This is a genomic window from Tatumella sp. UBA2305 (assembly GCF_002345795.1).
Taxonomy (GTDB): domain Bacteria; phylum Pseudomonadota; class Gammaproteobacteria; order Enterobacterales; family Enterobacteriaceae; genus Tatumella; species Tatumella morbirosei.
On record NZ_DDVT01000015.1, the window covers coordinates 38,303 to 58,492 of the forward strand.

General features: G+C 45.8%; 21 protein-coding genes and 1 pseudogene. 15 read left to right on the forward strand and 7 right to left on the reverse strand.

The genetic code is table 11. The annotated features are described in order from the left end of the window. Positions 1–121: 121 nt before the first annotated feature. Entirely contained in the window at positions 122–1,264 is a 1,143-nt protein-coding gene (locus tag B3Z23_RS06510) for an amidase family protein (protein ID WP_294904508.1), read from the reverse strand. 364 nt (positions 1,265–1,628) lie between these two features. On the opposite strand from B3Z23_RS06510, the gene B3Z23_RS06515 reads away from it, so the two are divergent. The 9 genes from B3Z23_RS06515 (at position 1,629) to B3Z23_RS06555 (ending at position 11,383) form a co-directional block, all read left to right on the forward strand. Then, positions 1,629–2,549, forward strand: coding sequence for a LysR family transcriptional regulator (locus tag B3Z23_RS06515; protein ID WP_294904510.1), 921 nt, complete (start codon positions 1,629–1,631; stop codon positions 2,547–2,549). Positions 2,550–2,920: 371 nt separating this feature from the next. Further along, positions 2,921–4,264: an MFS transporter gene (locus B3Z23_RS06520; protein ID WP_294904512.1), complete on the forward strand. Its 1,344-nt coding sequence runs from the start codon at positions 2,921–2,923 to the stop codon at positions 4,262–4,264. A 108-nt stretch (positions 4,265–4,372) separates the two neighbouring features. Further along, entirely contained in the window at positions 4,373–5,446 is a 1,074-nt protein-coding gene (locus B3Z23_RS06525) for a porin (RefSeq protein ID WP_294904514.1), read from the forward strand. 111 nt (positions 5,447–5,557) lie between these two features. Continuing rightward, entirely contained in the window at positions 5,558–6,043 is a 486-nt protein-coding gene (locus tag B3Z23_RS06530; RefSeq protein WP_294904517.1) for a flavin reductase, read from the forward strand. A 54-nt stretch (positions 6,044–6,097) separates the two neighbouring features. Beyond that, a complete protein-coding gene (locus B3Z23_RS06535) occupies positions 6,098–6,739 on the forward strand; it encodes a hypothetical protein (protein ID WP_294904519.1) in 642 nt (213 codons plus the stop codon). Positions 6,740–6,887: 148 nt separating this feature from the next. Next, positions 6,888–8,069, forward strand: a complete 1,182-nt coding sequence (locus tag B3Z23_RS06540; protein ID WP_294904522.1) for an acyl-CoA dehydrogenase family protein — start codon at positions 6,888–6,890, stop codon at positions 8,067–8,069. 54 nt (positions 8,070–8,123) lie between these two features. Beyond that, the gene (locus B3Z23_RS06545) at positions 8,124–8,687 is read left to right on the forward strand and encodes a nuclear transport factor 2 family protein (RefSeq protein WP_294904524.1); all 564 of its coding nucleotides are present in this window, start codon (positions 8,124–8,126) and stop codon (positions 8,685–8,687) included. 922 nt (positions 8,688–9,609) lie between these two features. Next, positions 9,610–10,773 carry a GGDEF domain-containing protein gene (locus tag B3Z23_RS06550; protein ID WP_294904527.1) on the forward strand — a complete coding sequence of 388 codons (1,164 nt, stop codon included), beginning with the start codon at positions 9,610–9,612 and terminating at the stop codon, positions 10,771–10,773. Between the two features lie 193 nt (positions 10,774–10,966). Further along, positions 10,967–11,383 carry an NUDIX hydrolase gene (locus B3Z23_RS06555; protein ID WP_294904529.1) on the forward strand — a complete coding sequence of 139 codons (417 nt, stop codon included), beginning with the start codon at positions 10,967–10,969 and terminating at the stop codon, positions 11,381–11,383. On the opposite strand, the gene B3Z23_RS06560 is transcribed toward B3Z23_RS06555, so the two are convergent. The 3 genes from B3Z23_RS06560 to B3Z23_RS06570 all read right to left on the reverse strand — a co-directional run bounded on the left by B3Z23_RS06560 (position 11,373) and on the right by B3Z23_RS06570 (position 12,164). Next, the gene (locus B3Z23_RS06560; RefSeq protein ID WP_422664368.1) at positions 11,373–11,546 is read right to left on the reverse strand and encodes a hypothetical protein; all 174 of its coding nucleotides are present in this window, start codon (positions 11,544–11,546) and stop codon (positions 11,373–11,375) included. The two genes, B3Z23_RS06555 and B3Z23_RS06560, sit on opposite strands and share 11 nt — an antisense overlap. A gap of 54 nt (positions 11,547–11,600) precedes the next feature. Continuing rightward, positions 11,601–11,834, reverse strand: coding sequence for an IclR family transcriptional regulator domain-containing protein (locus tag B3Z23_RS06565; protein WP_422664369.1), 234 nt, complete (start codon positions 11,832–11,834; stop codon positions 11,601–11,603). Between the two features lie 102 nt (positions 11,835–11,936). Then, the gene (locus B3Z23_RS06570; protein WP_294904535.1) at positions 11,937–12,164 is read right to left on the reverse strand and encodes a helix-turn-helix domain-containing protein; all 228 of its coding nucleotides are present in this window, start codon (positions 12,162–12,164) and stop codon (positions 11,937–11,939) included. 112 nt (positions 12,165–12,276) lie between these two features. Here B3Z23_RS06570 and B3Z23_RS06575 point away from each other — a divergent pair, with 112 nt between their 5' ends. The 3 genes and pseudogenes from B3Z23_RS06575 (at position 12,277) to attM (ending at position 15,796) form a co-directional block, all read left to right on the forward strand. After that, entirely contained in the window at positions 12,277–13,731 is a 1,455-nt protein-coding gene (locus tag B3Z23_RS06575) for an NAD-dependent succinate-semialdehyde dehydrogenase (RefSeq protein WP_294907620.1), read from the forward strand. 60 nt (positions 13,732–13,791) lie between these two features. Further along, positions 13,792–14,958 carry an iron-containing alcohol dehydrogenase gene (locus B3Z23_RS06580; protein ID WP_294904538.1) on the forward strand — a complete coding sequence of 389 codons (1,167 nt, stop codon included), beginning with the start codon at positions 13,792–13,794 and terminating at the stop codon, positions 14,956–14,958. Positions 14,959–15,026: 68 nt separating this feature from the next. After that, positions 15,027–15,796 (forward strand): annotated as a pseudogene (gene attM / locus B3Z23_RS06585) (AttM family quorum-quenching N-acyl homoserine lactonase). A 151-nt stretch (positions 15,797–15,947) separates the two neighbouring features. Here the strand turns inward: attM and yajD are convergent. Continuing rightward, complete coding sequence (gene yajD / locus B3Z23_RS06590) at positions 15,948–16,295, reverse strand: HNH nuclease YajD (protein ID WP_157665942.1); 348 nt, start codon at positions 16,293–16,295, stop codon at positions 15,948–15,950. Between the two features lie 424 nt (positions 16,296–16,719). On the opposite strand from yajD, the gene B3Z23_RS06595 reads away from it, so the two are divergent. Further along, on the forward strand, positions 16,720–17,409 hold the full coding sequence (locus B3Z23_RS06595; protein ID WP_294904542.1) for a lipopolysaccharide core heptose(II) kinase RfaY: 690 nt from the start codon (positions 16,720–16,722) through the stop codon (positions 17,407–17,409). A 121-nt stretch (positions 17,410–17,530) separates the two neighbouring features. Here the strand turns inward: B3Z23_RS06595 and B3Z23_RS06600 are convergent, their stop codons facing one another. Beyond that, a complete protein-coding gene (locus B3Z23_RS06600; protein ID WP_294904545.1) occupies positions 17,531–17,986 on the reverse strand; it encodes a nuclear transport factor 2 family protein in 456 nt (151 codons plus the stop codon). 12 nt (positions 17,987–17,998) lie between these two features. Then, positions 17,999–18,553, reverse strand: coding sequence for a VOC family protein (locus tag B3Z23_RS06605; protein ID WP_294904548.1), 555 nt, complete (start codon positions 18,551–18,553; stop codon positions 17,999–18,001). A 138-nt stretch (positions 18,554–18,691) separates the two neighbouring features. Here B3Z23_RS06605 and B3Z23_RS06610 point away from each other — a divergent pair, with 138 nt between their 5' ends. Further along, a complete protein-coding gene (locus B3Z23_RS06610; RefSeq protein WP_294904551.1) occupies positions 18,692–19,600 on the forward strand; it encodes a LysR family transcriptional regulator in 909 nt (302 codons plus the stop codon). A 147-nt stretch (positions 19,601–19,747) separates the two neighbouring features. Continuing rightward, positions 19,748–20,143 (forward strand): nuclear transport factor 2 family protein, encoded by a 396-nt coding sequence (locus tag B3Z23_RS06615; RefSeq protein ID WP_294904554.1) that lies wholly within the window; start codon positions 19,748–19,750, stop codon positions 20,141–20,143. The last annotated feature ends 47 nt before the right edge of the window (positions 20,144–20,190 follow it).

Sequence of the window (20,190 nt, forward strand, 5' to 3'; positions counted from 1 at the left end):
GGGCGTTATGGTTTATATTGTGATTATTTTTCCCCATCACCATTGGTGAGTGAGGAGAATGCTAAGATTTAGTACGAAATGGTTTATCATTCAAATTAGTTATTTTAACTGTATTAATCTGTTATTCCTGGGTTAAAACCCTAGTGGCGAAATTAATCAGCCCGATTTCGTTGCCTTTCTCAGCGATAATCTGCAGACTCACCGGCCGGTTATTTATTTCACCCACAGGAAGGGTTATTGCCGGATGGCCAGATAAATTAAAAGGGCGCAACAGTCTGGTTAATGGTACAACGGTTATCGGATCCTGGGATTCACTCAACGTCGGAGGGAGATCAGGTAACGTTGGCAGCAGAATAAAGCGGTGTTTGCAGAGAAGCTGATCCACTTCTCCGGTAAATATTGTGCGCACCTTTTCTGCATCGGCCAGCTGTAACGCTGTAACTTTTTCGCCAGACTGAATTCGGGTTTTAGTATCGGCAGATAACACACCAGACTGGCACAGAGCCCCAAAGGATTGCCAGTTTTCATGGCTGATAATGGTCAGACCCGCATTATGTGCCTCGGTTAGTCCTGCAAGTATTCCTGATTCAAAATGCCAGTCACGGTGATGTAAAAAATCTTCTATTAACTTATCCATCTCTGGCAACGCTAGTCCGGGCAGCCAGACAGGGGCAGGTTCAACGTCATTAGCTTCAGCTGGAAAGGCTAATGACTCTAACACCGTTTTTAGCACAGACAGGTCACGGCTAAAAAAACCTATACAATCGAGTGAACTCGTTGCAGGCATGACACCCTGGCGGCTGATGGAAGAAAATCCTGGTTTTAAACCGATGATCCCACAACAGGCAGCTGGCATTCTGACTGACCCACCGGTATCTGTACCGATTGAAAAATCAGTTAACTTACTGGCGACAACCGTGGCGGAACCTGAAGATGATCCTCCTGGAATAATGTCCGGATATAACGGATTTACAGGGGTACCTGACCAGTGATTAATTCCGGTGACACCAAAAGCGAGTTCGTGAAGTGTGGTCTTACCTTTAAGTGTATAACCACTATTAAGCAATTGTTCGATGATCCATGCATGCTCCTTAGCCGGTGCGTTATCAACCAAAGCGATGCTACCAGCGCAGGTTTTCATTCCTTTAATATCAATAGTATCTTTCACAGCAAAAGTAACAGGCCCACTACCCAGGGTAAATTTTGATATATAACCATCAGGCAGGTTTTTAGTGAGCGGTTCTGTCGGAAAATTAGTATCCATGCATATACCCTTGTCAATTTACCGGAGTAATAAATCTGCTATATAGTAAACAGATTCCTGCAATGTTTTTTAAACCGCAGGATTACATCATTAAAACTGCCTCTGACATTTTCAAGGCTCACTAATGACATAAATATTGGTGTTGTTGTTTTATATAATCTGAAGGCAGAGTGGGTCAAATTCTATTGTTTTATTATTACTATAAATACTATGCATGCTAGTAAATTTGCACTTTGATGATGCATTTAGTGTGGGCGGCTATTCATTTTGGTGCAGAGGGGATGTCATTTTTTTTTAATAAAAATTGATAAGTGAAGTTTTTTATCTGATGATTAATTCTCTCCGTCTGGTTGAAAGGATGAATATGAAAAACATTAATATACTGAACATTGATCTTAATCTGATGAAAACATTTCTGGCCATATGTGAAGAACGTAGCCTGACAGCGGCAGCAGACCGCTTGCATTTAAGCCAGCCAGCGGTAAGCCATGCCTTGAGGCGATTGAGAGATATATTTGGTGACCCTTTATTCATCAGAACAGCCAGCGCAATGGAACCCACTGATGCAGCCTTAAAGCTCTATCCCCCGATTGAGAACGCATTAGGCCTTATTCATGGTGCATTGACTATCCACTCAAAATTTGACCCACAGACCGCCAGCAGGACTTTCAATATCTCTATGTCAGATATGTCACAGATGTACATTTTGCCTTTTATCATGGACATTATGTCAAGCACTGCTCCTGGTTTATGTATCAATGTGGTGCAGGTACCTAATGAGAGTCTGGATCAGGCTCTGCGCAGAGGAGAAGTCGATATTGCCGTCGGCTATTTTAATCATCCAGGAGAGGAATGTATTTTTGAAGAGTTATTGCAGGATGAATTTGTCTGTATGGTCAGGGCCGGTCATCCTATCGCACAACATCAGCTGACAAAGGAACATTTGTCAGAACTGCGATTTATCGAGATATCATCAAATATTACGATACATAATGTCATTGCCGACGCAGCCTTTGCCCGCGCCAGCATTTACCGTAATATTGCGTTGAAAATGCCTAATTTTACTACTGCGCCTAAAATTATAGAAAAAACTGATTTGGCACTGATAGTCTCGCGAAAGATTGCGGAAACAATCAATGAGAACATACGGTTTAAAATTTTAGACTTGCCAGTAGATATCCCCGCCATACGAGTTGGGATTTACCGTGATAACCGACTGGTCGGTGACAATGGGATCGTGTGGCTTCGGGACCAGATAGTCAGCATATTTGAAAAAAATAAATAATAAACAATGACTGAAACTGCTGCAGATATGTTCTGTCATCTTATCTATAAGAATAAGTGATTTCCGAAATATCAGGACATGTGGTGATTGAAAATAACTGATTGAAAATCAAACCACCCGACAGGTAAATAATAATTAGTCTCATCCGTAAATGTCGGATAAAATTTAGTAGGAGTAAGAAAAAATTATGAATCAGGATCATTATGGCGCGCCAATTATGGGCGTAGTGCTACTCAATAGTGCAAATTTAAGTATATGAATAAGACTAATACATATGATGAATCAGTAGAATTTGACCAATGACTTGTCAGGGATATATTGAATGCTCAGTAAATAAATACTAATAACGTCTTATTACCTGCAAGGAATATATGATGAGTGGTGTGGTGATTGATTGTTCTGAAAAAGATATTGAGCTGGAGACTAAAAAGCCTGCTCGTTTTGTATTAACATCTGCAATTGGACAAATACTCGAATGGTATGATTTTTTTCTGTATGGTACTGCGGCTGCATTAGTCTTTGGCGATTTATTTTTTCCTGTCAGTAAAAATCCGCTGGCAGGAACCATTGCTGCTTATGCCTCTCTGGCACTGGGTTTTGTTGCTAGGCCACTTGGTGGCGTTATTTGCGGCTATCTTGGTGACAAATATGGCAGAAAGAAAGTTATGACGGCGACGATTGCGCTTATGGGGCTGTCAACGTTCATTATGGGTCTGTTGCCAAATTATCAGCAGATAGGAATAGCGGCACCGGTAATATTGATCACATTGCGTATGATTCAGGGACTGGCTGTCGGGGGAGAATGGAGTGGTAGTATTCTGGTAATTAGTGAAAACACACATCGTTCAAAGCGAGGTTTTTTTTCCGCGATGTCGCCCTGTGGTTCAGTGATGGGCTTTGTTTTATCTTCAGGAGTATTTATCTTCTCTCAAGCCGTGTCAGGTACGGCATTTAACCAATGGGGCTGGCGCATCCCTTTTTTGCTTAGCATTGTACTGACGATTATTGGCCTGTATCTACGTTTTACTCTTAAAGAAAGTGCAGATTTCGAGGCAATAAAGCGTCAGGACAAAGTCGAGAAATCGCCTTTGATCGCGGCTATAAAACAACATCCCAAAGCCATTTTAACTGTGTTTGGTTTAAGGCTTGGTGAGGGATGTGCATCGTGGATATTTTTTGCATTTTCGATTGCATATGGAAAATATCTGGGATTGTCGGGAGATTTCATCCTGTCTTCTTTAACCTTATCAATGTTTACTATGATTCCCTTTTCCCTCCTGGCCGGCTATATGACCGATAAGTATGGCCGGAAAACTATTTATCTCGCAGGTTCGATATTGGCATTACTCTATGCATATCCGTTTTTCCTGCTGCTCGATACTAAACAGCCTGGCCTGGTTATTTTGGCGTTAATACTGGCTAATGGCGTTATTCTGGGCTTACTGGAAGGGGCACAACCCGCATTTATCAGTGAATTGTTTCCGGCAAATATTCGGTATTCAGGCATTGGCCTCGGCAGAGAAATATCCTCTGTTATAGGTGCAGGATTAGCACCATTGATAGCCACAAGTTTATTAGCAACCTTCAATAGTGCAATACCAATCGCTATCTATCTTGGATTTATGGTACTGGTGACTGTAATCACCACACTGTTAGCTCCGGAAACCTATACCCGGCAACAGCGTCTGCAGGATAAGCGCTTATTAGAAAATTAATACTTTTCTTACCGCTGAGGAAATTTATATATCCTGAGTTTTGTTTTGTGTCTTTTAGTAATTAAGTTTTTACTTCGCGTGTGTATTTAACTTTCTATAGGGGTTGGAATGAATAATAAAAAATTGTTGATAGTGGCTACTTTGATGGTCACCGGCTATTCTCAGGCGGCTGAAATATATAATAAAGACGGTAATATACTGGATCTTACTGGAAGTATAAGAGCCAGACATTATTTTAGCCATGATACGACTATCGATGGCGATAATAGTTATATGAGGCTGGGATTCTTTGGCCAAACACAGATCAATGATGAACTTATCGGTTACGGGCGGTGGGAAACGAATATTCAGTTAAACAACTCTGAGGCTGAAGGTACATCGAACTCCAAAACCCGTTATGGTTATGCAGGTATTCGCTGGGCTGACTACGGTTCTATCGATTACGGACGTAATGACGGTGTGCTTTATGATGTGACCAGTATTACCGACTTTGCTCCGATTTTTGACTTTTTGACTGACAGCTTTACTGATGTATTTATGACCGGCAGAGCCACAGGGCTTCTGACTTACCGTACGCATAATTTTTTCGGCCTGACAGATAAATTATCATGGGCGATTCAGTATCAGGGGAAAAATGGATCAGGAAGCAATAATGATTCACGAAGTGTTTACTATGAAACTGGTGATGGGATTGGAAGTTCACTGAGTTATTCTTTTGATAATGATATTAGCGTACTCGGCGCTTATGAAAATTCAAAAAGAACAGCTGCACAAAATCAACTGGCTTATGGCAAAGGGCAATACGCCAGTATGTGGTCTGTAGGAGTAAAATATAATCCAGGAGCATTTTATTCAGCTTTGCTTTATTCACAAGGTAACAATATCACGCCTATGAAAGGCTATGGCTTCGCGAATAAAACTAATAACTATGAAGCGCTGATGAGGTATACATTTTCCAATGGGGTGACTCCGGGAATTGGCTGGTTTCAGTCACAGGCTAAAGATGTCGAAAATTATGGGGATATCACTCTGGCGAAATATCTTGATGTGAGTGCATCTTACCTTCTCGATAAAAATATGTCTGTTTATGCAGACTACAGAATAAATTTTATTTCTAAGGATTCTCCGATGAGTATATCTTCAGCTAATGATTTCGGTATAGGTATGACCTACCAGTTCTGACATTTTCTGATGAATTATTTCTCATGGAATTATTGAGGTTTTATATAAATATTTAATTGATGGTTCCGCTGTTACCCTACTATTAGTTTTACCATGTAGAGACGAATAAATATGAATAAATCTGACTTTTTTAATGCAATGTCACTTCTGTCTGCTTCGGTTAATATAATAACTACCGACGGGCCTGCAGGAAGAGGTGGTATTACCGCGAGTGCCGTATGTTCGGTTACCGATACTCCTCCGACGCTTTTAGTGTGTATCAATAAACGGAGCTCTATCCACAACAAGATCATTCAGAATAAACAAGTATGCATCAATATACTTTCTGCCGGGCAGGAAGATGTTGCCAGAGTATTTGCAGGACAATCTGATATCAGTCACGACGAACGGTTTGCTCAGAGTCTCTGGTTAGTGGGCGGCAATGGGGTACCGGCCCTCCAGGAAGCGACAGTTAATTTGCAAGGTAAAGTCAGTTGTCAACAGGATTACGGTTCCCATACGGTTTTCTTTATTGCTCTTTCCACGGGAAGTTGTAAAGAAAACCCGTCCAGTCTGACTTATTTCAACAGGCAATTTCACTCACTGGGTCATTGTTAATTCCGGAGGTTCTCGATGCATTTTTGTCTGTTTGCCCGGGCTGTCAACGGAATAGTGACAGAACAGGAGTTGGCTGAGTTAACAGAAAATGTCGCGCTGATTAGCGGCCTTACCAGTATTTCTATTCATCAGCCGGAATCACAGGCGGGTGATGATCCCTGTATCGAAAACCAGCAAAGTCCTGGCAGCGTACTGCAGTGTTACTTCGATAATATTACATATGCTGAAGCTGCACTGGCAGAGAATAGTTTTCTGTACGATTGGCTATCGGCGTCTGGTGGTGTAGGCCAATTTTTCTGTCAGATAATGTCGGTCAGATATTATCTGAAGTCAAAATTACCACGAGATAATATAATGAGCTCGTATCTGGTGGGTTATCAAAGCCAGGATAAACTTAGTCATCATTGGGTCGGAGAATATCTGAAAACCCACCCGATGCTTCTGACACAATTGCCAGCAGTAGTGACGGTAGAGGTTTATACACCGGTAAACTTCTATTCCGATTATCCATTCGTTGATAGTTACATTCAACGTAATAAAGTGGTTTTTAATTCGGTGATGGAATTATCAGTATCACTTAACTCACAGGTCAGAAAATTGTTGCGTGAAGATTATCAGCGGTTGCCTGAGATAAACTTAAAGTCGCCACATTACCCAATGCGTTCTTTCACAATGCAAGTTAATTGCACTAACTAATATATATGGTTCATTAGAGATTTTATAAATATGCTTTGTGGTCGTAATATTAACCCTGATTATTTATGCTATCAATAATGAGAATTGGTTTTTAATCAGTAAACCAGTCATTGTAGTAATTCATGCTATTTTTGTTAAAGGTGATCAAATGACCGTGATTAATAACATTCAGTACACTAAAAAACTGGATAGTAAATTCGGACAATCGGCTATGGATATCCTGTTGACGGAAATCGAATCCCGAAGGGAAGAGTTTGGCCATCTTTCTCATGTCCCCCGGGATGTGATAGATAAAATGATAGATGCCGGTATTTTCCGTGCGACAACGCCCAAAATGTTTGGTGGTGATGCTTTACCGCCGATGGATTTCCTGAAGATTATTGAAGATATTGCACAAAGAGATGGTTCGGCAGCCTGGGTTGCGGCTTTTGGCTCAGCAAATATCTATGTCGCTGCATTGCCGGTGAAAACCCAGGCGGTAATCTATGCAACGGGGCCTGATCAGGTCTATGGCGGTGGATTATACCCGGTACAGCCAGCCATCCGGCTGGAAAACGGCTGGCAGGTCAGCGGTCACTGGAAATTTGCCAGCGGTTGTAAAGGCGCTGACTGGCTGGGTGTCGGTATCGGCGGCACCCCGGCTAATGGAAGTGGTCAATCTGCGGGGAAACCACTGACGGCAGTATTCCCAGCCAGTGAAGTGGAAATTGTTGAAAACTGGAATGTGGTGGGAATGCAGGGAACAGGAAGTCATGATCTGCGCATTGAGGGTAAGGCCGTTCACGACGACTGGACATTTATTCGTGGTAGCAGTGCGACTATTGATGAACCGCTTTATCACTATCCTTCAGTTTGTTACCAGGCCCAGGTACATGCTGCAGTGAATCTGGGATTAGCCCGTGCAGCTCTGGATCTTGTGGCTTCAATGTCTGGCAGTGACAAAACATTGACCGGATCACCACGACTCGGGGACAGGGCTTATTACCGGATTGCTCTCGGTAAAGCAGAAGCGATGTTCAGGAGCGTCAGGTCCTTTTTTTATGAAGCACCAAACGACGCATGGGCTGATATTCAGGCAGGAAAACCTATTCTGGATCAGCAGGCGAATTTATTACGGCTGAGTGCATCACATGCTGCACAGGTTTGTTCGGAAGTCATCAAAGCGGCATTTCATCTGGCGGGAACTGCGGCAATATTTGAATCTAACAGGATGCAATGGATTTTACGGGATTCTATGGTCGTCACCCAGCATGCATTTCTTAGTGAGGCAACTTATGACGGGGCCGGAGCTATTTTCTCGGGAATTTCGCCACTCACGCCTTATCCATAATAGTTAAAGTGACTTATTTTATTAATTAGAAATTTTATGTAAAGGATATTTTTAATGAATGAGCATACCATTGATGCATTGGTAAGACGGATTAATGTTCTTGAAGCAGAGTCTGAAGTCAGAAGACTGGAGATGCGCTATATGTTTTTATGTGATACGCCGTTGCCAGAATATGGCGTTAAGGATGATGCTGAACGTATTGATCTTATTGTTGAACTCTTCGACGAAGACGCCGTCTGGGAAGGTGTAGGAGAATATTATGACGGACAATTTGGCCGTGCTGTTGGTAAGGCGGCTATTCGCCAACACTTTGATAATTTCTGGGGAAGCAAGAAAGAGCCGGCATTGCTACTCAATTGTCACTATATGACCTCAGAACAAATTCATGTATCAGCTGATGGACTTACAGCCACAGGGCAATGGGTGCATATGCAACCATGGTTATTCTCTGATGGAAAAGCATTATTACGTTCTTCACGATTATTTAATAGTTTCAGGAAATGTGATGACGGGAAATGGCGTTTTACACGTAACCGTACCGAAAATGTTTTCATTGCACCGCTATCAGCAGACTGGGCATCCGATTATCCTTCAGCCTCAGAGCTGATGAAGCCTTAACAGAATCGTTTTCGCGCCCCCGGCTGTTAATCTGACAGCCGGAGTACAAACCGACTGAAACATGTTCAGATGCTGACTTTCACCTTCCTGCGATCTGACAGCAGATAGGCTGCAATCCCACAGATCAGGTTAAACCACGGAATTAGCATAATAATTTTTAATCGCTGCCGCTATGGGTTTGAAAATTATTAATCACCAGAATATTGGTGACCACCATACAGATAAACTACAGTGCCGGGCCTGGAAGAAGCTGAATATTTGGCGTGATGATTCTCTCTGACGGTTTTAGTACCAGGGTACACAGGGTGGTGAGCGAGAAGCCTGACTCAAGGATATGTACCATTGGATCGAGACTGACTCCGACGGTCTGCTCATCATAATAGCACCACAGGTGTTCCCACCGCCTTATCGTTTCTCGCCTTCAGCCTGATTGCGGGATATTAACCGCTTGGCGTAAGTAAGTATCTGACTGATAAACGAAACGCTTTAACGGGGTTTGACGGTTTCCCTGAAATATGGATATTTGCTTGCATCATCGCCTGCCATCTGAATATTTCTGCAGACGTCCTGATTAGGTTTTTTACGATTTGAACTGGATTACTGGAAATTATTGAACTAAGTTAATCCGTAATATGCAGTTGTTCTCTTTAATGACTGCCGCCAGTTATCGCAGGGTTAACTCACTATGCCGTTTAATTCAGGCCTACCGAAGTCGTCCATCCTATTCTTTTTATTGATATTTATACTATTTATTATTCCGTTAAGTCTAGCCCGGAGCAATAATATTGTGTTTTTTTGGCCAGTTAATACCGTCTCGGCGTTACTTCTGTTGTATATCGCGAGAAGAAATTCCCGATATCGACGGACGACGGCTGTTTTTCTCTATTGTCTGTATCTTCTGGCTGGAATATTAGCATCGTTAATGTGTGATGATACTAATCCTGTTCCTCAGTTACTGGTACTGGTATGGATTAACTCCTTGCAGATGATATTTATTCCGCTGACAATCGCGATTTTAGTGAAAAAACGCTGGCTTATTTTTCCTTACCGCAAAACCATGATAATGCTGATTCCGGTTGTCTGTGCCAGTCTGTTACAGTCATTATGCTATGCGGTGTTTGCTGCTTACACCCAACAGCACGTGTCGTTATTTGGATTGATTGAATGGACCAGCGAGCAACTGGCCACCGGATTGATGATGGTGATGGTAGTCTATCCGTTTTTTTTTCGTCAGGCTTTACCGGTGGCTGGAATTAAAAGACGGCGTTTTATTCTGTTGTTTGGTCTTATGGTGCTGGTACAGTTTCTGATGTTTTTCAATTACTGGCTAGGGGTATCATCCATCGCGGCTCTGGCGCTATTTATTTCTGCCCGTTATCTTAACTTTTACGCTTCAGTTTTTTATAACGGTATGTTTTTACTGATGTGCTCGTTGATGCGTGGCTATCATTATCTGAAAACTGATGCCATTAGCTTTGGTAACAGTATATACCGCGAGATATTTTCTCACCGACTGGAAGATATTTCGCTGGCGATTATCTCCGTGTTTCTGTGTGAGTTAATGCACTGGAAACAGCGTGCCGTAAACAAGATGACCCGACAGTCTGAAACGGATTATTTAACAAAGCTGTACAATCGTCGCTACGTATTTTCGAATAAACACACCATTATCTCGGGTCAGCAACAAGGTTTTATCTTGCTGGATATCGATAACTTTAAAAGTATTAATGACAATTATGGTCACGATAGCGGGGATGAGGTACTTAAGTCAATTTCCTCAACCTTAAAAGAGTTACGCTATCCCGGTATGATGATTTCCCGATGGGGAGGTGAGGAATTTTTTGTGGCCTTCAGCAGTCATCATCGTTGTGAATTTGTTGCTTTTTGTGATCATCTACTGGAAGCAGTCAGAACTACCAGAGTTATCGGCTGCCATCATAAAATCCCCGGGGTGACGGTAAGTTGTGGTGCCGTGTTTAACCCTGATTATCAGGGGAATTTTGAAAATATGATTTCTGTGGCTGATAAAATGCTCTATCAGGCAAAAGCTCAGGGAAAAGATTGTTATGTGATTTACGATATCTGATTCACAGGGAGGGGGCAGAATGCATACTGTCTTTCTGGCCGGGCGTGGATTCTTTGACATTAGTTTTATCCGCTGTCGGTCATTCCGCGTACTGAAAGGAAGGTAATGGCTTCCTGTCGTCAGCCGCTATTAATCAGGGTATGCTGGTCAGCGTTTTACGAACCTTGTCTGCTGATTTTTCTCCGGAGTATTTATGGCTGAAATCAACGTTATCCGTATCGCCGCTGCAGTTATCACCGATAAACAACAGCGAATGCTGTTGGTGAGGAAGAAAAATACCCGCTATTTTATGCAACCGGGTGGTAAAATCGAGCCACAGGAATCGGCACAAATCGCGGTAATCAGAGAGTTGCAGGAAGAGCTTGGCGTATCACTGGAAGCTTCTCAGTTAAAACCAATGGGAGAGTTCACTGATATCGCTGCGAATGAACCGGGTTATATCGTTCAGGCCACCCTGTTTAGACATGAGCAACCGTTGAGTGAGGTGGCGGCAGCCGCCGAAATCGAGGAAGTCCGCTGGGTATCCCGCGAGGAAGCCAGCACAGTGTTACTGGCTCCGCTGACCAAAAATATCATTATTCCGCGCGTTTGGGGTGTGGTTAACGGTTAACGTCATCCCCTGGTCTGGCTGAGAGTGAAGCAGCTATCTCCAGCAATTTTTTACCGATAGTGTCAATTGTCTGCAGCCCGGCTTCCTGTTGCAACAGACTCACAGCCAGACCCGATACCGCCAGGCCGGAAAAATCCCTGACTGGTGAGCCAATACACAACATGCCTTCGCGGATCTGTCCGTTATCGATGGAATAATCACATCCCCTGACATGGGGTTATTCTGAGGTTAAAGCTCTGACAGAATCTACACTGTGGCTGGTCAGTGGTTCCGGCCAGCGATCGGCAAAACGTCGGCAGATCTCTTCATCACTTAACGTACTAAGAATGGTTTTACCGGTCGCAGTGAATGGTGCGGGCAGTCGCATGCCAATGCTGAAGGTAAAACCCAGAGCGGCTTTACCGTTAGAACAGGCAATATAGACCACCTGGCAGTCATCCAGTACCGTCAGGGTAACGGTAAATTCACGTAGTTCATTTCGTCTTTGTCACAGGTGCTGAAATTCTTCAACCAAATCGGTCTGGCAGAGGAAGGCATTTGCCCAACTCATGATTCAGGAACCGACCAGGTAAGTGCCTTCACTGTTGCTAATCAGCATGCCTTCATCTACCAACGCAGCACAGAGACCATGTACCGAACTCTTTGGCAGCCCGGGTTGGCTGACAATTCGGGTAAAGCTGAACGGTGAGGGAGACTGGCTGATCAAATCAAGGATCTGCACTGAGCGGCGTAGTGCAGGCACTGTCACTCCCGTTTTTTCTTCTGCTGAAATTTCAGGCATTGCTCGCACTTCCATAACAGTAATTTGATGTTTTATTAATGGTTGCGCAAAATTCACTCTAATGAATCTGGTTCAACAGATTGAACTTTGTCCAGTGAAAGCGGAGAAAATGATGCTTAAATTACACGATCCTTCCCTGTTAAGGGAAACCTGTCTGCTGGCAGGAGAATGGCGCTCAGCCGCGGATGGCGCGACTCTGTCGGTAAATAATCCTGCAACCCTTGATATCATCGCCCATGTTCCCCGCCTCGCACAGACAGAAGTGGAACAGGCGCTGGCCTCCGCTCAGCAAGCCTTCGAACAGTGGCGACAACAAACTGCCGGTCAGCGCTGTGCTTTGATACGCCGTTGGTTCGAACTGATTACCGAAAACAGAGAAGATCTGGCGGCGATTATGACGGCCGAACAAGGAAAGCCGTTGGCTGAGTCACTAGGTGAAGTGAGCTACGCGGCCTCATTTATCGAATGGTTCGCCGAAGAAGGTAAGCGTACTTATGGTGATGTTATTCCTCCTACTCAGGCAGATAAACGGCTGCTGGTGATTAAACAGCCAGTTGGCGTCTGTGCAGCTATCACTCCCTGGAATTTTCCTGCCGCCATGATCACCCGTAAGGCCGGGCCTGCTCTGGCGGCGGGCTGTGTGATGATAGTGAAACCTGCTAAACAGACCCCGTTGACGGCACTGGCGTTGGGTGAGTTAGCGATGCGTGCAGGGATTCCGGCGGGTGTCCTGCAGGTGATTACCGGTGACTCCAAAGTTATTGGCGGGGTATTGACCCGAAGTGATGTGGTCAGAAAATTATCATTCACCGGTTCGACGGCTATCGGCCGGTCACTAATGGCAGATTGTGCACCGACGCTGAAACGATTGTCACTGGAACTGGGGGGCAATGCGCCGTTTATTGTTTTTGATGATGCAAATCTTGAGGAGGCGGTGGAAGGGGCGTTACAGTCAAAATACCGCAATGCCGGTCAGACCTGTGTCTGTACAAACCGATTTCTGGTGCAGTCCGGAATATACGACCGCTTTGCACAACGGCTGGCAGAGAAAGTGGCTGAACTGAAAATTGGTGACGGTGCCGATGAAGGCGTTCAGATAGGCCCACTGATAGATGAGGACGCAGTGGTTAAGGTGCAACAACATCTCAAAGACGCGCAGCAAAAGGGCGGCAAGGTCACCACCGGCGGTGAGCGGCTGACGCCGGAAGGGCTGTTTATCACCCCGGCAGTCATTGTGAATGCTGACCGGGAAATGCTGGTCGCACGTGAAGAAACCTTCGGGCCGGTAGCACCATTGTTCCGTTTTGATACCGAACAGCAGGCGATTGAAATGGCGAACGATACCGAATTCGGGCTGGCAGCTTATTTTTATACCGAAAACAGCCGCCGGATGTGGCGGGTCTCTGAGGCTCTGGAATACGGCATGGTTGGTCACAATACCGGACTGATTTCGAACGAGGTCGCTCCGTTTGGCGGGATTAAACAGTCAGGGATTGGCAGAGAAGGTTCAAAATACGGTATCGATGAGTATCTGGAAATTAAGTATCTCTGCACCACCGTGGGTTAAGCAGATACTTTTTCCCTGAGACATATATCGCGGCAATCGCCGGTCAGTAAGGAATCCACTATGTCAGAGTTTATTAAGCCATTTGAATTTACCACGGTACCTTCCATTCTGGTGGAATGGGAAGGTGCGCGGCGTTTGGGAGAAATTCTTGCCGGACGTTATTCTGAACGCAATGTCCTGATTGTCACCGATGGCGGACTGGTGAAAGCGGGTTTACTGGAGCCGGTAGAACATAGTCTGCGCAGCCACGGGTTTGAGGTGGCGGTTTTTGACCGCGTATTGGCCGATCCCCCGGAAGCGCTGGTCCTTGAATCAGCTCAACGGGCAAAAGATCATCAGACCAGCCTGGTGATTGGGTTGGGAGGGGGATCTTCGCTGGATGTGGCAAAGCTTACGGCAATTCTGGCAAATTCGTCTCAGGAACTGAATGGGTTATACGGTATCGATAATGTCCGTGGACAACGTCTGCCACTGGTACAAATCCCGACCACGGCCGGCACAGGCTCCGAAGTGACTAATATTTCGATTCTCACGACCAGCGAAACCACCAAAATGGGTGTCGTGTCACGCCAGTTATACTGTGATTTTGTGCTGCTGGATGCACAACTCACCGTCGGGCTGCCTGCAACCCACACTGCGGCTACCGGGATTGATGCGATGGTCCATGCCATCGAGGCTTATACCAGCCAGCATAAAAAGAATCCGCTGTCAGATGCTATGGCGCGGGAAGCATTACGTCTGATTTCAGGGCAGCTGGTGATTGCCTGTCGTGATGGCAGTAACCGCAAAGCCCGCGAAGCTGTTTTGTTGGGAGCAACCCTGGCCGGACAGGCATTCTCCAACTCTCCGGTGGCGGCGGTACATGCGCTGGCCTATCCGCTGGGCGGACATTATCACGTCCCCCATGGGCTATCGAACGCCCTGATGTTGGGCGCGGTACTTCGATACAACGCGAAACAGGCGGCACCTTTATACGCTGAACTGGCGGATGTGCTGAACGTTGGTGCAGGTGGCGATATTCAGACTCGTTGTGGTGCTTTTATCGAAGAAATGATCCGCATTATGGATGAAAGCGGTGCGCCAAGGCGTTTACGCGATGTCGGAGTAAGGGAAGATACCCTGCCGCTCCTGGCCTCTGACGCAATGAAGCAGACTCGTTTGCTGATAAATAACCCGGTAGAGGTTAGTGAAGCTGACGCGCTGGACCTGTACCGACAGGCTTTTTAAGCCGCCCCCATTGTACCCCGGGTACTGCAGGCAAAGGACCTCTCACCCTTACTGATATCCGCTTATATATGTTTCAGACTGGCTCGCTGAAATGCAAAGTTCACATCATCAAAATGAATCAGGGAGACGGCGCTGATTATGAAATACCGGTGCCGTTTTTCCTGCTTACTCATCCTCAGGGCCACACTCTGATAGACGGCGGGAATGCGGTGGAAACAGCCACTGATCCGAAAGGCTATTGGGGCGGTATCACGGATGTCTACTGGCCGGTCATGCGGGAATATCAGGGATGTGTGGCGCAACTTAAAAAAATGGGTATCCGTGCGGAAGATATTCGTTATGTATTACAGTCGCATTTGCAACTTGAACATACCGGAGCGGTAGGCCGGTTCCCGAATTCCACCCACATTGTACAGCGCCGCGAATATGAGTATGCCTTTACTCCTGACTGGTTTGCCGCAGGTGGCTATATCCGTAATGATTTCGACCGTCCTGGCCTGAAATGGGAATTCCTCAACGGGGAGAATAATGATTTTTATGATATTTACGGCGACGGTACACTGAAAACGGTCTTCACCCCCGGCCATTCCCACGTCCACCAGTCGGTACTGGTAACATTGCCAAACAGCGGACCGTTACTACTGACCATTGATGCTGCCTATACCATGGATCACTGGGATGAAATGCACTGCCAGGCTTTATGTCGTCGGCGGTAGAAGCAGTACGTTCGGTGCAAAAGATGCACAGTGTGGTCGAGCGTACCGCAGCCAAAGTGGTCACCGGCCACGACCCCAATGCCTGGCCATCCTTCCGTCATGCTCCGGAATATTATGATTAACGATTGAGCAGTTAACCACCTGTCCGTACAGGAAAAATCCTGTGCGGACAAAAACAGGTCCGATCTGTGTTTTTTGCAGAATTCATCGGAGTAGTGTGAGCAGCAGGATAAATCACAAGGCACTTACCGCTGCCCTGTGACTGACACAGATTCACTTCTTCTTATTCAGCATCGCCTGCAAATCGGCAAATGGATTATAGGTGGCCGCACCGACATCTTTCTGAGCGTCATCTCCGGCGACAACGCGGGTACCGTACTGATCGGCTTCCGTATATTTTGAGTGCTCGTGGTCATGACAATACAGGCACAATAGTTCCCAGTTACTGCCGTCTTCCGGGTTATTGGTGTGGTCATGATCAATATGATGAACGGTCAGTTCACGCAGGTTTGAATAGACAAACTCCCGCGAACAACGTCCGCATATCCACGGGTAAATTTTTAATGCTTTCTCGCGATAACCGCTTTCCAGTCGTGCATAGTTTTTGGGGATCAATGCCATTGCTGCTGCTACCTGTGAATAAGATAAAGTGGAACAAGCCGCTACTATAGCCTAACCCTGCTGATAATGGGAACGAGCAGGGGACTGGTTTTGTTTTTCATGATCAGGTCTGCTAAGGGAAGGGCCCACCCGTGGTAGTAAGATTTTCGGCAACGCCTCCCACGCTAATCTTTGGTTGCCCGCCCATCGTGACGAAATTCTTACCCTTTTTTAATCTCAGTCATCGTCATTTCAGAAGTGTCCCTGATGAGTGAACTACGGATCGGGATCTGTTATAGGTCGATTTGATTCCTATAAGTGACTATAACTATTAATAATTATCACCTTCTGGTTTATCAGATAAATAGCAATAAATGTTAAGGTCTGGAACAGTAGAAAGCTATAATCACTTAAGTTTACATTAATATTAATATATGGTTACAATTTGTCGATAAACAGAACGAAATCTTTTGGCTACGACGTCTATTTCACCCGGGAGGGTGAAATTTTTAACGATCTTATCTTCAGTGATAATTTCGAACAATTCGTGGTTAAAAAATTTCCCAGTGGTAATCCTCTGCGTGATATTTATCTGGTCAGATACATTTCTAAGTATTTCATTATCAAGCGTGACAGGGAGATAGATAACCGGCTGGAAAAGCGGTTGCAGAATTTTATTTACCGGTCTGCCAACCTCCGTCTGATGCGTTATCTGAATCAGGGAAGGGAGTGGTTACTGAATTACACCCCTAATATCTATTTTATTGCTGAAAAGAAAAAATTCAGACAGTGTATTGATAGTTATGCGGTTTTTGAATTCGTTGATGGGGCGTCGATTGGTGAAATTGATCAGTCTAATATAGATCGGGTCAGTGAATGTATTTCGGCCCTTCATCGCGGTGGCTTATCTTCCAATGATATTCATGCCGGAAACTTTATTGTATGTGATGACGGACGATTGAAAGTGATTGATTTGTCATTTAAGGGCAGCCTGTCGTTGTGTAAAGCCAATGACATGCTGCTTCTGGAAAATAAATACCAGGTACAGGTCACCCGGAAAAATTTCTATTATTACCTGCTGAAAATGAGAAATAACCTGCGTACTCTGTCGAGAAAAATACGTGGCAAGCTCTGAATTGTTTTTTCCGCAGAAACAGAGTGTCTCAAATTTTCTGAAACAACGATCAAAACGATTTACTGCAGAGGCCACTGGTTTTCACCACTGGCCACTGAATCGTGAGTACTGGATTATCAGTTTATTTCTGCAGGAAAACCCGGGCACTGGATAATCTGTTGTGGCTTACCGTAAATATGTCTTCACCCCGCACCAGGAACGGGTGGTTGGCGGGGCCGTATCCCCAGCTGACACGAGCAATGCCATGATTCCACTGTACCGGAGCGGGAGTGAAAATAAAGCCACTGTGCAGGGATTGTACTTTACCTATCGCCGCATTGACCTGTTCCATACCCTGATTAAGACCATTCTCGTCGGCAATAAAAAAGTCTGCTGTATAGACCTCTGGAAATTTTGCTGCCCGTTCAGCAGGGTGGGGATTATTCCAGAGGGCAAAATGATGGTCTATCAACTGCTGTAATCCCGCAGGTTCGGTCTGAGTGGCTTCTGTATTCATACTGGTCTCCTCCGCACAGACATCATGGGCACCGGTTAGCAGGCTGGTGGCCAGTAACATAGTGCTGAATATTTTCTTCATCTGCATATCCTCTTAGCCGGTATTTTTTTCTTTACCGGTCAGTTCAATCTGCGAACCCCAGGGAGTCAGAAAGTAAAACCATTGGGTGCCATCGGCATTGGTGACCGGCGAACTTAATGTTTTCAGACCTGCTTCTTTCACCGCCTGATATCCTGCCATTACGTTGCTGGTCTTCAGGGCGATATGGGTTTCGGCATCGTCATCCTGGTGTGGACGGTGATGATCAACCTGCTTTCCACTGTACTCGAACAGCTCTACGCCGGTGCCATTCGGTAAACGCACCATGGCAAAATGCTTAAGTTCGCTGGACTGATGCCAGTTATAGGCGGTTTTCCAGGCGGCAGGAATGGCCCCCGGCGCTATATCGGATTCCAGTGTGGCGCCAAAGGTGGTCCGGAAAAAGCTGATAGCCTGGTTCAGGTCAGGAACGTTAATTCCGACATGATCTAAACCGGCAACGGTCACCAGTGGGGTCTGTGCGGCGCTGATTGCCGGGACTGAAAAACTGGCAGCACCCAATACCAGTGAGGAAGCGAATAACAATGAAGTGATTTTCTGGTGGCTCAAGTTAATTATCCTTCAGATAAATGATTCACCCGACGAATCGTTGTTGCTGACCGTCGGTATCGTTTGGTCTAAACAGCATATCGACGGGGAGCTAATTTCAAAATAGAATGATTTGAAACTCATCATTGCAGATTTGAAATGAATAAATTCCCGGATTTTGAAGGACTCGCGATGTTTGCCAAAGTCGCCGAGGAAGGGTCATTCGCTGCGGCGGCCAGAGTGATGGGGGTGTCGGTACCCACCGTATCACGTGCTGTCGCCAGACTTGAGGAACGGTTAGGCGGGCGGCTGTTTAACCGCACCTCGCGGCAGTTGTCACTGACAGAGTTTGGTCAAAGCATGGCGGCAAAAGCCTCGGAAATCTATCGCCAGGCGGAAGAGGTTGAAAGTGAAGCCCATGAACTTGCGGTGCAACCACGCGGTCAGGTTCGTTTGGCGGTGCCTATGTCATTTGGTCTGCGCTGGGTTGCACCACTGTTACCTAAACTACTGGATCAGTTCCCCGAGCTGAGCGTCGATCTTCATCTTTCTGATGCCTCCGTGGATTTAATCGCTGAGGGTTTTGACGCGGCATTGCGAATCGCAGCATTGCCGGATTCTTCGCTGGTAGCGCGTAAGATCTGTAACGTGACACAGTACCTTTTGGCTTCTCCGGGCTACCTTGCGCGCGAGGGAGTGCCTCAGCACCCGCGTGAACTGTCGGCCAGAACATGTTTCAGTTATGCTTATCGTGCCCGCAGCCAGGTGTGGCGTTTCACCCATCCTTCGGGTGCTCAGGAAGATGTAGTACCCAATGGCCCGTTGCGGGTGACAAATTCAGATGCATTACTGCCACCACTGCTGGCCGGGCAGGGGATTGCCGAATTGCCGGACTTTATGGCGGCTGAGTATCTGAGAACGGGTCAGTTAATCCATCTGCTGGATGAATGGTCAATGACTCAGGGCGGGCTCTATTTTGTGACCCCGACAGCCCGCAGTCGCCCGCTCAAAGTGAAAGTGCTGTCAGATTTCTTTGTTAAGCACCTGAGTGATCCTGAGTGGGGTTAAGCTAAAACAGTGTCGTTTATAGGACACTGTTACCATTTCAATTTTGCAATGATGTCTTTCTTTATTTTCTATTTTGTGGTTTTCAGGATTCCTTTATTGTTGTCTTATGCCGCAGACAGCCGGCTTCAAAACAGAAGGGCATCACCCATGAAAACAGCCGTACAGCTACTGCAAAACTATCTGGACAGTATCCGGGACCCAAGAGCCGCAGCTGCACTATTTGCCGCTGAGGGTGCTCTGGAATTACCGTATCTGCAGACTCTGGGTCAGCAACACAGGGTTCAGGGACCGGCAGCTATCGAAAGTTTTATTGGTGGGCTGCTAAGTAAAGTTCCTGAGTTTCGTTTCCGTAATATCCGGTTCTTTATCGAAACACCGACCCAGGCATTTGCCGAATATAGCGTGGAAGCTCCTGTCGAAGGAACCGGACGGATATACAAGCAGACCTATGCCGGAAGGCTGGTCGCGGAAGACGGGAAGATAGTTTTGTTGCGTGAATCACTGGATACGCTTGCAGCGTGGCGTGCTTTCCACGGCGAATAATCCTGTGCCTGTCTGCAAGGCGTTACTCAATTCAACAGTAGACTTAC